Genomic DNA, 13,998 nt, shown 5'->3' with positions numbered 1-13,998 from the left:
CACGGGTGCCCCTGGGGGCGCACAGGCGCTTCCAGGGGCACCGGCTCAGCTTCGTCCGGGTGGGTCAGCCACCCAGCGTGCCCCCTGCCGCCGGGGGCGCCTCAGCGACCATCGCTTCCGTGCTGAGGTGGATGACGCCGTAGTCGTAGGCGTGCCGCCGGTAGACGACACTCGGTTCCTTGGTCTCGGAGTCGACGAACAAGTAGAAGTCGTGGCCGACCAGTTCCATCTCGTAGAGGGCCTGGTCGAGGCTCATCGGGGAGGCGACGTGCGTCTTCTCGCGGACGACCAGGGGACCTTCGCCCTTGACCTCCAGCGAGCCGATCTTCTTCGTCGGCACTGCGTCCGACTCGTCCTCGTGGACGGGGAGGCCGTTGCCGTTGAGCGTCGCCACGCCCGGGACGTGGTCGGGAACCTCCGCCGCCGAGATCCGGCGTGCGCCGCGGCGCGAGAATCGCTTGTCGTGCTGCTTGCGCAGCCGGGCATCCAGCTTCTCCGCCGCCAGGTCGAGTGCCGCGTACGGATCGCTGGCCGCTGCCTCCGCCCGGATCACCGGACCGCGGGACCTGAGCGTGATCTCCACTCGGTCGCACCGGTCGGCCTGACGGGGGTTGGGCTCCTTGGACACCTCGACGTCGAGGCTGATCACCTTGCCATCGAGCTTCTGGATCTTCTCCAGGTTCAGCTTCTCGGCCACGTGCTTGCGGAACCGCTCGGGCACCTCGGTCTTGCGGCCCTTGACGACGATGTCCACGCAGAACTCCGTTCCCGGATCGCTCCGCTCCATCGGCGGAGCATCTCCCTTTTGCACCAGGTTCCGGCGAGCCCCGGAACCTCGGACTCGGTGACTTCACCTCCTCCTCCCCCACGGGCAAGATCTCCACCCCAGAGCTGCGGGTGATTGCGGAAAACCCGCAGCACAGCATTCGGATATGAGAGGTGTGGCCTGCGCCTTTCCTCACAACCGAACATATCTCGCCCGGACGGATGTCGTCACCCTCTACTGCGGCGTACCTCCGTTCAGGTGAATTGGCGCTCTCGCTACCTGCAACGATGCAGGTTCGTGCTCAGTTCCTGTTTATTTCAAAAGAATCCCTCGGAGCGGCGACCACGGCTGCGTGGAGCGCCTCTCCGATGACGTTCGGCGCCACTATTTCCGGTGCACCATGCACCCAGTTCTCCCTCGCCGGCCGTGCTCCGATCCGTCGTTCCCCCCTTCCTTCCCGAGTTCCGGCCTCGTACACAGCCGTTCCCCCATTGCGGCGTGATACGACCGCCTCCCGCAGGGCCCGCGCCGCCTCCGCGAGGCTCGCGCCTGTCGTCATCAGGTCGTCGACGACCACGACACGACCTCCGGTGAGCAGCCGCTCCCCGCCCGCCGTCACCTCCAGCGCGCCGGCGAGGTTCTCCAGGCGCTGCCGGGCGTCGAGCGCCGCCTGGTCCGCCACGGCCCGCCGCTGCCGCAGCACGGCGGCCACCCGGGCCGGTGTTCCGGTGCGCCGCAGCTCACCGGCCGCCGCGAGCGCCATCCGCCGCACCGGATCGTGCCCACGAGCCCGCACGGCCCACCGGGCGGAGGGCACGGGGACGAGCAGCACGCTCCCGGCGCCCCGCCGTCCCGTGGGCCCTGCACCGGGCCCACCCGGCCCGAGACACGCCCGCACAGCCCCCGCCAGGACCGCTCCCAAGGCCCCCGAGAGCGCCAGCGCTCCGCGCTCCTTGTGCGCGAGGAGGAGAGCCCGCACCTCCCCCGCGTAGGGTGCCGCCGCGTGCACCACCGGCAGCCCGGGCGGCTCCGGCACCGGCCGCACCCGGCGCGGCGCGGCTCCGCCCAGTGCGGTGCGGCACCGCGGACACAGCTCCGTACGAGGTGCCCCGCAGCCCGCGCAGTCGGCCGGAAGCACCAGGTCGGTGAGGTCCTGCCACCACCCCCGCATGTCCACCACTGTGCCAACGCGCGGGACGACCGGCCACCCCTGTGGAAAACGGCCTGTGGACAGCCCGGAACAGCGCCCACCGACCATCACCCACACGAGTGACGGCCGTATGGACATGCCTGCGGAACGGGCGTCTGCGCAGGGGGGACGTCTACGCGAGGCAGACGTCCCTGTGGGACGGGTTCTCAGCCCGGATAGACCGGTGCTGTCCCGTCCTTGTCCACCTTCTGCCACTGAGCCCCGGACGGCAGTCGTACGATCCCGTCCTCCGAGTAGGCCACCAGCGGCACCCGTTCGTCCTCGGACGCGGCGATCGCCTTCACACCCGACAGGGCCGCGGGCGCCGGGCCGTCCAGGGTGGAGCCGTCGACCTGGACGTACCGCATCTGATGCACGCCCCCCTGCTCCAGGCCGACCACGACGAGCCGGCTGTCCCCGGCCCAGGACATGGTCGTGACCTGCTCCAGATCGGGGGCGGCGGAGCGCAGTTCGAGGACCGCGGGACGGGCCCCCGACTTGTCGTCTCGCTCGATGCGGCCGATGAGCAGGGACTGCTGCTTGTCGTCCTTCTCCACGACCAGCGCGACCCGCGCCCCGTCGGCGGCCACCCGCACGTCGAGGATGCGTCCGGGCAGGTCCGGGATGGTGACCTCCACCGGCTTGCCGACGCCCTGCTCGAGGACGTACAGCTTCGGATGGCGCGGGTCGCGGTCCGCCACCCACAGGTCGCCGCGGGCATCCCAACTCGGCGTGGTCAGCCGGTCGGTCGCGGTCGCCCCCTGGCTGCTGACCACCGCTTCCCCGAGCGAACCGCCCGACGCCAGCGAGGTCACGTACAGCGCCTTCCCGTCGGCGCCGATTCCGGCCACGGTGTGCTCGTCCCGCGAGACGGCGACCGACTGCAGCTCCTTCTCACCCTCCCCCAGCGGGCCCGGCACCGGAACGGCGCTGGTCCCCGCGCTCGCGGTGGGCAGCCGCACCAGGCGGTGCTTGCCGTCGAGGAAGTACAGGTACTCGGGGCTCTGGGCCGAGGCGTGCCAGGCGGCGGACTCGGCGCGCTGCTCGGTGAGGTCGCACAGCCGGTGCCCGCCGGGCCCCTGCAGCTCGACCGACTCCAGCGTCGGCGTCAGGTTCCGCAGCGTGAACAGCAACTGGGTCGCCATCTCCGTGCACTTGGCGGACCCGGCGCGGGAGACCTTGGAGTTCAGCGGCACCGTCAGCCTGTTCTGGTCGTCCGGAGTCAGCCCCGACACGCCCTCCTGCAGGGCCGTATGGGTTGGGAAGCTGGACCTGACCACCGGCCCGAGCCACCTGGTCGGCCCGCTCAGCAGCGACCGCACGATCTGGGTCATCGGGTCCACCTTGCTGCGGACGAACACCGGGTCGGCGACCGCCACCGGCTGTCCGGTCGCCCCGACCGTCGTGGTGGAGGCGAAGTAGTACTTGTTGACGGACGTGTAGTTGCGCTGGAAGTCCGACTTTCCCATCACGACGCCCTGGGGCAGCGCGTCGATGCGCCACTGGCCGCTCTTGGCGTCCTTGGTGAGGTGCACCTTCTCGCTGTAGGCCCCGGCGGCGGGCTTGTACGCCTGCTGCGCGCCGACCGTGGCGACCATACTGCCGGTCAGGACGTAGGTGAGGCTGCCGCTGTCGGTCACATCCCGGCCGCCGGGATGCTGCTGGCCGGGCACGGCACTCGGCCCGTTCGCGAGGACGGTGGCCGACCGCTCCGGCCGCCAGGTGCGCGCGGCATCGGCGGTCAGGTACTTGCGGGCGGTGTCGTACTGCGGATCGTCGCTGGTCAGGGCCTCCAGGAAGCCCTGCATGATCTCGCCGGGCTCGGCGTCCTCGGCGGGCGGCATGGCGAACACGCGCACCCCGGTGTCCTGTCGCGGCGTGGACTCGACGTCCCGCAGGTCCCCGCTGTCGGGCATCGAGGCACACCCGGCCAGCAGAACGGCCCCACAGGCCGCGTAGGCCACCGCGCGTCCCGGCCTGCGCCGGACGCCCCCCTCGCGGTCAGCGCCCACGAAATGCCTCCCCTGGCTCGGACGATTCCTTGGGCCCGGCCGGATCCGGACGGCCCGCGTGTGTGTCGGATGCGGGACCGGCCGCGGGTCTGTCGTCGGGGCGCCGTGCGCCCCCGGCGGGCCGGGGAACCACGCGCGCGCCGTTGCCGTTGCCGGGCAGCGCGGTCGGGTCGGCGGCCGGGGTGACGGAGGCCAGACGCGGGGCGATCGGGGCGCGCGCGGGCAGCGGCGGCACCTGGCCGCCGCCCGGCTGCACCGGAACGGTCGCCCGCTTCTCCTCGCCCCCGCGGGGCAGGCCGGCGTCGTCGAGCCCACGGTTGCGCCGCGAGTCCTTGGGTTCCAGCGGTATCGGAGAGCCGCGCAGCGGTTCGTCCGCGGTCCGCGGCAGCGTCAGCCGGAACTGCGAGCCGCCGCCCGGCTCGCCCCAGGCCTGCAGCCAGCCGCCGTGCAGCCGGGCGTCCTCCAGGGCGATCGACAGCCCGAGGCCCGTACCGCCGGTGGTACGGGCGCGTGCCGGGTCGGCCCGCCAGAAGCGGCTGAAGACCCGGGTCGCCTCGCCCGGCTTGAGTCCGACGCCGTAGTCACGCACCGCGATGGCGACCGCGCCACCCGCGGAGGCCAGCTTGACGACGACGTCCTTGCCCTCGCCGTGCTCGACGGCGTTGACGACGAGATTGCGCAGCACGCGCTCCACCCGCCGGGCGTCGGCCTCGGCGACGACGGGCTGCTGGTCACCGACGACGCGTATGTGCGTGCCCTTGCGCTCGGCGAGCGGCTCGGCGCCGCCGACGACCCGCCGCACGACCTCCCTGAGGTCTATCGGCTCGGCCTCCAGCGCCGCGGCACCCGCGTCGAAGCGGCTGATCTCCAGCAGGTCCGCGAGCAGCGACTCGAACCGGTCCAGCTGGTCGGCAAGAAGCTCGGCCGACCGCGCGGTCACCGGATCGAAGTCCTCGCGAGCCTCGTGGATGACGTCGGCGGCCATCCGTACGGTCGTCAGCGGCGTACGCAGCTCGTGCGACACGTCGGAGACGAACCGCCGCTGCATCCGCGACAGGTCCTCCAGCTGCTGGATCTTCAGCTGGAGGTTCTGCGCCATCTTGTTGAAGGCCTCGCCCAGACGGGCGATGTCGTCCTCGCCGGTGACCTTCATCCGCTCCTGCAGCCGCCCGGCGGACAGCCGCTCCGCGATCCCGGCAGCCATCCGCACCGGAGTGACGACCTGCCGCACCACCAGCCAGGCGATGGCGCCCAGGAGTACGACGACGAAGAGCCCAGCAGTTGCCAGCGTGCCCTTGACCAGGCTGAGCGACTTCTCCTCCTGCGTGAGCGGGAAGAGGTAGTACAGCTCATAGGGGTGGCCGTTGGGGTCGTTGACCTGCTTGCCGATGACCAGCGCCGGCTGGGACTCCTTGCCGTTGGAGTAGACGATTCGGGTGTAGCTCTGGGCGGCCGTCGTACTGCTGTTGATCCGGTCCCGCAGATCGGCGGGCACGCTGGAGGAAGGGTCGACTTTTCCGGAGCCCCGCGGGCTGCGCCCGCCGCCGCTGTCGTCACCCACAGGGAGCGTCACGACGTCGAAGGCACCGGCACCGCCGCTCGCGAGCGACTCCACGAGATCGCTCATCCACGGGATGACGTTCTGCGACTGTCGTCCGTCGGCCGTCTCGGTGCCGTCACCGCTGCCAGTACCCGTACCCGTGCCGCTGGCGGCCTCGTCGGCCTTCTGCTTGGCCACCGCGAACCCGCCGGTGGCCTGGCTCTGTGACGCCTTCACCTTCGCGTCCAGCAGGCCGTTGCGTACCTGCCCGATCACGACGAAGCCCAGCAGCAGGACGACACCGAGCGACATCAGCAGCGTCGTGGCGACGACCCGCAGCTGGATGTTGCGCCGCCACAGCCGCATGACGGGCAGCAGCGGACGGCGCACCCAGCGCATGAACAGCCGGACGACGGGGCTGCCCTGGACCCCGCCCTGCAGCAGCCCGCCCTCGAAGAAGCGTCCCCAGCCCGAACCCGCCGCCTTCCGGCCGACAGGCCGCCCCGGACGGGCCCCGGACCGGCCGGGAGCCGAAGCGGTCCTGTCCCCGGACATGTCAGCTCGGTCCGGCCTTGTAACCGACACCACGGACGGTCACCACGATCTCCGGCCGCTCCGGGTCCTTCTCGACCTTGGAGCGCAGCCGCTGGACGTGCACGTTGACGAGCCGCGTGTCAGCTGCGTGGCGGTAGCCCCACACCTGCTCGAGCAGCACCTCACGCGTGAACACCTGCCACGGCTTGCGGGCCAGCGCGACCAGCAGGTCGAACTCCAGCGGGGTGAGCGCGATCGACTGCCCGTCCCGCTTCACCGAGTGGCCTGCCACATCGATGACCAGGTCACCGATGGTGAGCTGCTCCGGCGCCGGCTCCTCCGACCTCCTGAGCCGCGCCCGGATCCGGGCCACCAGCTCCTTCGGCTTGAACGGCTTCACGATGTAGTCGTCGGCGCCCGACTCCAGGCCCACGACGACGTCGACGGTGTCGCTCTTGGCCGTGAGCATCACGATCGGCACCCCGGACTCCGCCCTGATCAGGCGGCACACCTCGATACCGTCCCGGCCGGGCAGCATCAGGTCGAGCAGCACCAGGTCGGGCTTGGACTCACGGAAAGCGGCCAGCGCCTTGTCGCCGTCGGCTACGAAAGACGGCTCAAAACCTTCACCACGCAGCACGATGCCGAGCATCTCGGCCAGTGCGGTGTCGTCGTCGACGACAAGGACTCGTCCCTTCATAAACGACATCATCCCATTCTCGTAACGACGACAGAGGCGCAGGTGAGGCAGGTCACTGGCCTGTGACGATAGTCGGATGGGGCCGTCACTGTCTGCCCCTGTCCGCCGACGTCGATGTCAGTGACGGATGTCAGCTCATGGCGTCCAGGTGGAGCGCGCCACTGTATGAACTCATTGCCTGACCTGGCGTGACCTGGCACACAGCTCCGCAAGTGCCCCGGTCGTCACAGGAGAAACGGCCCCCTCCTCGGTGACGATCGCCGTCACCAACTCGGGTGGCGTCACGTCGAACGCCGGGTTGTACGCCTGGGTCCCCAGAGGTGCCACCGGAATCCCGCCTCCTGCTCCCGTCACCGGCACCTGGGTGGCTGTGACCTCGGTCACCTCATATCCGGGGCGCTGCTCGACCTCTATGGACGCCCCGTCCGGCGTCTGCGGGTCGACCGTCGTCACCGGTGCCACCACGATGAACGGCACATGGTGGTACCGCGCGAGCACCGCGAGCGGATAGCTCCCCACCTTGTTCGCCACCGAACCGTCGGCCGCGATCCGGTCCGCCCCGATCACCACCGCATCCACCTCACCCGCCGCGAACAGCGAACCGGCCGCGTTGTCGGTGAGCAAGGTGTACGCCATGCCGTGGCGGGCCGCCTCGTACGCCGTCAGGCGAGCGCCTTGCAGCAACGGACGCGTTTCGTCCACCCACAGCCGCCGCAGCCGCCCCGCACGGTGCGCTGCGAGAGCCACCGCGAACCCCGTGCCCTCCCCGCCCGACACCAGCGATCCGCTGTTGCAGTGGGTCAGGATCCGCTGTCCGCCGCCCGGCAGCAGCTCGTCCAGCAGCGCCAGGCCGTGAGCGGCCATCCGGGCGCTGGCCTCGGCATCCTCCCGGTGCAGCGTCCGCGCGGCGGTCAGCGCCGCCGTCGCCGCCGCGGTGGCGTCGCCGGTGCTCGCGAGCGCCGTGCGGTAGGCGGACTCGGCTCTGTGCACCCCGACGGAGAGGTTCACCGCGGTCGGCCGGGCACCCTCGAGCGCCCGCGCGGCCTCCTCCACGTCGAAGCCCCGCGCGGCGGCGAGCGCGACGCCGTACGCCCCCGCGATCCCGAGCAGCGGTGCACCGCGCACGGCGAGCGAACGGATCGCCTCCACCAGCGCGGGCGCGTCCGTGCACACCAGCTCGACCTCTTCGCCGGGCAGCCTCGTCTGATCGAGAAGGACCAGTACAGGACCTTCGGGTGGTTCCTCCCAGCGGAGCACAGGGATCTCGGTCGGCCTCTTGTCCTCGCCGGTTTGCGCGTACTGATCAGCCATGCGGTCAGTCTGCCCCGGATCCGGCGGACAATTGAAGGCGCCCAGCCCCTACCGCGGCCGGTCACGCGATGACCACCCCATGGCACGATGTCTGCCAACCTGCCGTCGCGACCGCGGACGGGCACCGTGAAGGAGCATCGATGACAGACACTCCGGGCTGGGCCTCGCCCGGATCCGCCCCGTCGCCCGACGAGCGGGAAACCGGCGCATCCGGCCCCGCCGAGCCCGCCGACCGCCCCGGCCCCTCCGAGCCGGCCGCGCAGCCTGGCACAGACCCGCAGGGCCCAGGCTCGAAGTGGTCCAAGGAGCAGCCGCCACCTGGCCAGTGGTCCGCCCCCACCGGCCCCCCGAGCCCTGGCCAGGCTCCGCCACCCCCACCGCCCGGCCCTGGCTGGGGCGGCGGTTACGGAGGCGGACAGCCCGGCGGGTACGGAGGCGGTTCGTACAGCGGTCCTCCCGGCGGCTACGGCGGCCACGGAGCCTGGGGGGGCGGCTGGGGCGGCCCCCCGCCCGCTGCCAAGCCCGGCGTGATCCCGCTGCGCCCGCTCGGCGTCGGCGAGATCCTCGACGGTGCCGTCTCCACCATGCGCACCTACTGGCGCACGGTCCTCGGCATCTCGCTCACCGTCTCGGTCCTCATCCGGCTGAGCGTGATCCTCCTGCAGGGCCTCCTGCTGAACGACAGCGAGACCACCAGCGCCCTCAACGACCGCAGCGCCTCGGCGAGCGAGATACTCCAGGCCGTGGGCGCGGTCATGGCCGGCACCGGTCTCGTGGCCGTGATCACGGTCGTCGGCACCATCGTCGCGACCGCCCTGCTCACCACGGTCACCAGCCGCGCCGTCCTCGGCAAGCCGGTCAGCACCGGCGAGGCCTGGCGGGACGCCCGCCCGCAGGTGCCGAAGCTGTTCGGCCTGCTCCTCCTGCTGGGCCTCATCACCGTCGGTGTGCTGCTCTGCGGCGCACTGCCCGGCATCCTCGTCGCAGTCGCAGGCGGCAACGAGGGAGCCAGCATCGCGGTCGTCGTCCTGGGCGTCCTCGCCGCCGTCGTCGTCGCGGTGTGGCTGACGGTCCGCTTCTCCCTGGCCTCGCCCGCGCTGATGCTGGAACGGCAGAGCATCGTGAAGTCGATGAGCCGCTCCGCGAAGCTGGTCCGCGGCTCCTGGTGGCGCGTCCTCGGCATCCAGCTGCTCGCCGGGCTCATCGCCAACATCGTCTCGTCGCTGGTCGTGATCCCCTTCGCCCTCATCGCGGCCGCCGTCAGCGGCGACGGAATGGCGGGCCTCTTCGCCCCCGACGCCCAGAGCCCCGGCTGGAGCTTCCTGATCATCAGCGGCATCGGTTCGGTGATCGGCACCATGATCACGCTCCCGATCAACGCGAGCGTCACCGTGCTCCTGTACATCGACCAGCGCATCCGCCGCGAGGCCCTCGACCTCGAACTGGCCCGCGCCGCCGGCCTCCAGGACTCCGGCACCGGCGCCCCCGGCCCCGTCCCGGGGAGCTGATGCGGTGAGCCTGACGGGGGGAGTTCTCACGGCGTCACCGGCCCTGCCGGGCGCCGCCGGATCGGCCGTACGAGGCCTGCTGGGCGCGGCACACACCATGGTCCTGGCGGCAGGCGGCTCGGGCGACGAGCCGCCCGTGACCATCCCGCGCGATCCCGCACGGGAGGCAGCGCGCCGTGAGCTGTCCAAGCGGATGTACCACGAGAACGACCCCAGCCTGCTCCAGCGCGCCCTGAACGCCTTCTGGGACTGGCTGGACAAGCTGTTCAGCACGGCCGCCGCCGCGACACCCGGCGGCACGCTCGGCCTGCTCGTCGTCGTCCTGTTCATCGTCGCCGTGCTGGCCGCCCTGTGGTGGCGCCTGGGCACTCCGCGCCGCCAACCGGTCTCCGCCGCAGCCCTGTTCGACGAGCGCCCCCGCAGCGCCGCCGAACACCGCGCGGCCAGCGAGGCGCACGCCGCCCAGGGCCACTGGAACCAGGCCGTCCAGGAACGCATGCGGGCCATCGTCCGCTCCCTGGAGGAGCGAACCCTGCTCGACGTCCGGCCCGGCCGCACCGCAGACGAAGCCGCCGCCGAGGCCGGCCGCACTCTCCCCGCGCACACGGACCGACTGCGCTCCGCCGCCCAGGAGTTCGACGACGTCACATACGGCGGACGCAGGGCGAGTGAGCAGTCGTACCAGCGCATCGCCGAACTCGACCGAGACCTGGAACGCAGCCGACCGGTCCTCGCCAACAGCGCCACCAGCACGGCCCACAACACCAGCCAGGGGGCCGCCGAATGACCGCCGAGGCCACGCTGCCGACCACCTCGGCGTCGCCCACCGCCCGCCAGATCTGGACTCGCGGGCGGGGCATCGCCCTCGCCGTCGTACTGGTCCTGATCGCTGCCGTAGCGATGGCCGCCGTCCGCTCCCAGACCCGGCACGGCGAACTCGACCCGCGCTCCGCCGACCCGTACGGCAGCCGCGCCGTCGCCGAACTCCTCGCCGGCCATGGCGTCTCCACCCGCGTGGTCACTTCGCTCGACGAGGCACGCGCTGCCACCGGCCCGGACACCACACTTCTCGTCGCAGTACCCGACCTCCTGACGCCACGTCAACAGTCCAGGCTGCACTCGGCCGTGGCGGACTCCGGTGGCCGCACCGTCCTCGTCGCCGCCGGCAGCTCGTCCGTCGAGCGACTCGCCCCCGGGGTCACCGCGGACCCTGCCACCAGCTTCGACTCGACGCTCACCCCCGACTGCACCCTGCCCGAAGCCCGGCGCGCGGGCAGCGCCGACACCGGCGGCATCCGCTACACCACCACGCACCTCGACGCCGACTCCTGCTACCCCAGCGAGCGCCTCGCCACCCTGCTCCGCCTTCCGGCGGCCTCCGGGGACGGCGACACCGTCGTGCTCGGCGCGCCCGACATCTTCTTCAACAAGCGCCTCGACGAACAGGGCAACGCCTCGCTCGCCCTCCAGCTCCTCGGCTCCCGCCCCCATCTGGTCTGGTACCTCCCCTCGCTCTCCGACACCTCCGCAGCCGACACCGGCGAACGGAAGAGCTTCCTCGACCTGCTCCCCTCGGGCTGGCTCTGGGGCACCCTGCAGCTGTTCATCGCCGCGGCCCTCGCCGCCTTCTGGCGGGCACGCCGGTTCGGCCCCCTCGTCCCCGAGAAACTCCCCGTCGCGATCCGCGCCTCCGAAACCGTCGAAGGCCGCGCCCGCCTCTACCGCAAGGCCAACGCCCGCGACCGCGCGGCCGCCGCTCTCCGCTCCACCACCCGCACGCGCCTCGCCCCCCTCGTCGGCGTCCCCGTCACCCAGGCGCACGCGCCCGAAGCCCTGCTCCCCGCCCTGTCCGCCCACCTCAACGGCGACGGACAGGCCCTGCACTCCCTGCTCTTCGGACCGCCGCCCGGCGACGACGCGGCCCTCATCGCACTCACCGACCAACTCGACGCCCTCGAAAGAGAGGTACGCCGTCCATGATGGACCCGACCACTGACAACGCCGGGAACACCGGGGACTCGGGCGCCGCCCGGGCCTCCCTGGAAGCCCTGCGCGCCGAGATCGCCAAAGCCGTGGTCGGCCAGGACCCCGCCGTGACCGGCCTCGTCGTCGCCCTCCTCTGCCGCGGACACGTTCTCCTTGAAGGAGTCCCCGGAGTCGCCAAAACGTTGCTCGTCCGCGCACTCGCATCAGCGCTCGAACTCGACACCAAGCGCGTCCAGTTCACCCCCGACCTGATGCCGAGCGACGTCACCGGCTCCCTCGTCTACGACACGCGCACCGCCGAGTTCTCCTTCCAGCCCGGCCCGGTCTTCACCAACCTCCTTCTGGCGGACGAGATCAACCGCACCCCGCCGAAGACCCAGTCCTCCCTGCTGGAGGCCATGGAGGAACGCCAGGTCACGGTCGACGGCACCCCGCGCCTGCTGCCCGAGCCGTTCCTGGTGGCCGCGACCCAGAACCCGGTCGAGTACGAGGGCACCTACCCCCTCCCCGAGGCCCAACTGGACCGTTTCCTCCTCAAGCTGACGGTCCCTCTGCCCTCCCGCCAGGACGAGATCGACGTCCTCACCCGCCACGCCTCGGGCTTCAACCCGCGCGACCTGCACGCCGCCGGCATCCGTCCGGTCGCCGGTCGAGCCGACCTCGACGCGGCCCGCACCGCCGTCGCCAAGACGACCGTCTCCCCCGAGATCACGGCCTACGTGGTGGACATCTGCCGCGCCACCCGCGAGTCACCGTCCCTCACGCTCGGCGTCTCCCCGCGCGGCGCCACCGCGCTGCTCGCCACCTCGCGGGCCTGGGCCTGGCTGACCGGCCGCGACTACGTCATCCCCGACGATGTGAAGGCCCTCGCCCTGCCCACCCTGCGCCACCGGGTCCAGCTGCGCCCCGAAGCCGAGATGGAAGGCGTGACCGCCGACTCCGTCATCAACGCCATCCTCACCCACGTCCCGGTCCCCCGCTGATGGCGCTCACCGGACGCGCCGCCCTTCTCGCGGCCCTCGGCTCGATCCCCGTCGGCGTCCTGGAACCCGGCTGGGCGGGCATCCTCGCGGTCAACGGTCCCCTGGCCCTGGCCTGCGCCTGCGACTTCGCGCTCGCGGCACCCGTACGACGGCTCGGCCTGTCCCGCTCCGGCGACACTTCCGCACGTCTCGGTGAAACCGCCGACGTCACACTCACGATCACGAATCCCACCGGCCGCCTTCTGCGGGCACGCCTGCGGGACGCATGGCCCCCGAGCAGCTGGCAGCCCGGCACCGAGGTCGAGGCCTCGCGCCACCGCGTCACCGTCCCGGCCGGCGAACGCCGACGGGTGACAACCCGGCTGCGCCCGACCCGCCGCGGCGACCGCCAGGCCGACCGCGTGACGATCCGCTCCTACGGCCCCCTCGGTCTCTTCTCCCGCCAGGGCACCCACAAGGTTCCCTGGACGGTACGAGTCCTGCCCCCGTTCACCAGTCGCAAGCACCTGCCGTCGAAACTCGCCCGATTGCGTGAACTCGACGGCCGTACCAGTGTGTTGACCCGCGGTGAGGGCACCGAGTTCGACAGCCTGCGCGAGTACGTCCCCGGCGACGACACCCGCTCGATCGACTGGCGCGCCACCGCCCGCCAGTCCACAGTGGCCGTCCGCACCTGGCGACCCGAACGCGACCGCCACATCCTCCTGGTCGTCGACACCGGCCGCACCTCGGCCGGCCGCATGGGCGACATCCCGCGCCTGGATGCCTCCCTTGACGCGGCCCTGCTCCTCGCAGCGCTCGCCTCCCGCGCCGGCGACCGCGTGGACCTGCTGGCCTACGACCGCCGGATCCGCGCCCTGGTCCAGGGCCGCTCCGCCGGTGATGTCCTGCCGTCCCTGGTCAACGCGATGGCGACGCTGGAGCCGGAACTCGTCGAAACCGACGCCCGCGGCCTCACGGCGACTGCTCTTCGCACGGCTCCTCGACGCTCCCTGATCGTGCTGCTCACGACGCTCGATGCGGCACCGGTGGAGCAGGGTCTGCTGCCCGTACTCCCCCAGCTCACCCAGCGCCACACAGTCCTCGTCGCCTCAGTGGCCGACCCCCACATCGCCCAGATGGCCCAGGCCCGAGGGAACGCCGAGGCTGTGTACGAGGCAGCCGCAGCCGCACAGGCGCAGAGCGAACGTCAGCGCACGGCGGAACAACTCCGTCGGCATGGAGTGACGGTCGTGGACGCGACGCCGGACGATCTGGCGCCGGCATTGGCTGATGCGTATCTCGCTCTGAAGGCGGCAGGCCGGCTCTGATCTGCCGCTGCCCGCCCCTTCGGGGGAAATCGACCCCTGAACGCAGAAAACCCCCGCATCGAAAGATGCGGGGGTTTCCTCAATATTTGTTCGGCGGCGTCCTACTCTCCCACAGGGTCCCCCCTGCAGTACCATCGGCGCTGTGAGGCTTAGCTTCCG

Annotated in this window: 11 protein-coding genes and 1 rRNA gene; 5 read left to right on the top strand and 7 right to left on the bottom strand. The window is 71.7% G+C overall.

The annotated features are described in order from the left end of the window. Window positions 1-64: 64 nt before the first annotated feature. The 6 genes from hpf to mtnA form a co-directional block, all read right to left on the bottom strand. The gene (gene hpf, locus ACWC5O_RS41930; protein WP_450580728.1) at window positions 65-754 is read right to left on the bottom strand and encodes a ribosome hibernation-promoting factor, HPF/YfiA family; all 690 of its coding nucleotides are present in this window, start codon (window positions 752-754) and stop codon (window positions 65-67) included. A gap of 313 nt (window positions 755-1,067) precedes the next feature. Continuing rightward, entirely contained in the window at window positions 1,068-1,937 is an 870-nt protein-coding gene (locus ACWC5O_RS41925; protein WP_450580288.1) for a ComF family protein, read from the bottom strand. Window positions 1,938-2,122: 185 nt separating this feature from the next. Further along, on the bottom strand, window positions 2,123-3,967 hold the full coding sequence (locus ACWC5O_RS41920; RefSeq protein WP_450580286.1) for an LpqB family beta-propeller domain-containing protein: 1,845 nt from the start codon (window positions 3,965-3,967) through the stop codon (window positions 2,123-2,125). Next, complete coding sequence (gene mtrB / locus ACWC5O_RS41915) at window positions 3,957-6,062, bottom strand: MtrAB system histidine kinase MtrB (RefSeq protein ID WP_450580284.1); 2,106 nt, start codon at window positions 6,060-6,062, stop codon at window positions 3,957-3,959. Before mtrB ends, ACWC5O_RS41920 begins: the two co-directional genes overlap by 11 nt. A 1-nt stretch (window position 6,063) precedes the next feature. Beyond that, window positions 6,064-6,753 (bottom strand): two-component system response regulator MtrA, encoded by a 690-nt coding sequence (mtrA, locus tag ACWC5O_RS41910; protein WP_187279108.1) that lies wholly within the window; start codon window positions 6,751-6,753, stop codon window positions 6,064-6,066. A gap of 159 nt (window positions 6,754-6,912) precedes the next feature. Beyond that, on the bottom strand, window positions 6,913-8,052 hold the full coding sequence (mtnA, locus tag ACWC5O_RS41905; RefSeq protein WP_450580282.1) for an S-methyl-5-thioribose-1-phosphate isomerase: 1,140 nt from the start codon (window positions 8,050-8,052) through the stop codon (window positions 6,913-6,915). A gap of 140 nt (window positions 8,053-8,192) precedes the next feature. On the opposite strand from mtnA, the gene ACWC5O_RS41900 reads away from it, so the two are divergent. From ACWC5O_RS41900 to ACWC5O_RS41880, 5 genes are read left to right on the top strand one after another with little or no spacing between them, the layout of a single operon-like run. Further along, complete coding sequence (locus ACWC5O_RS41900; protein WP_450580281.1) at window positions 8,193-9,560, top strand: DUF7544 domain-containing protein; 1,368 nt, start codon at window positions 8,193-8,195, stop codon at window positions 9,558-9,560. A gap of 4 nt (window positions 9,561-9,564) precedes the next feature. Further along, on the top strand, window positions 9,565-10,347 hold the full coding sequence (locus ACWC5O_RS41895) for a DUF4129 domain-containing protein (RefSeq protein ID WP_450580280.1): 783 nt from the start codon (window positions 9,565-9,567) through the stop codon (window positions 10,345-10,347). Next, window positions 10,344-11,540, top strand: coding sequence for a DUF4350 domain-containing protein (locus ACWC5O_RS41890; RefSeq protein WP_450580279.1), 1,197 nt, complete (start codon window positions 10,344-10,346; stop codon window positions 11,538-11,540). Before ACWC5O_RS41895 ends, ACWC5O_RS41890 begins: the two co-directional genes overlap by 4 nt. After that, window positions 11,540-12,529 (top strand): AAA family ATPase, encoded by a 990-nt coding sequence (locus ACWC5O_RS41885; protein ID WP_450580727.1) that lies wholly within the window; start codon window positions 11,540-11,542, stop codon window positions 12,527-12,529. Before ACWC5O_RS41890 ends, ACWC5O_RS41885 begins: the two co-directional genes overlap by 1 nt. After that, window positions 12,529-13,839 carry a DUF58 domain-containing protein gene (locus tag ACWC5O_RS41880; protein WP_450580277.1) on the top strand — a complete coding sequence of 437 codons (1,311 nt, stop codon included), beginning with the start codon at window positions 12,529-12,531 and terminating at the stop codon, window positions 13,837-13,839. Before ACWC5O_RS41885 ends, ACWC5O_RS41880 begins: the two co-directional genes overlap by 1 nt. 88 nt (window positions 13,840-13,927) lie before the next feature. On the opposite strand, the gene rrf is transcribed toward ACWC5O_RS41880, so the two are convergent. Continuing rightward, window positions 13,928-13,998: ribosomal RNA gene (rrf, locus tag ACWC5O_RS41875) — 5S ribosomal RNA — on the bottom strand; the annotation flags it as partial.

This window comes from Streptomyces sp. NPDC001450 (assembly GCF_053597295.1).
Note: the sequence above shows the minus strand (reverse complement) of the source record. Positions and strands in the feature narration are given on the sequence as shown.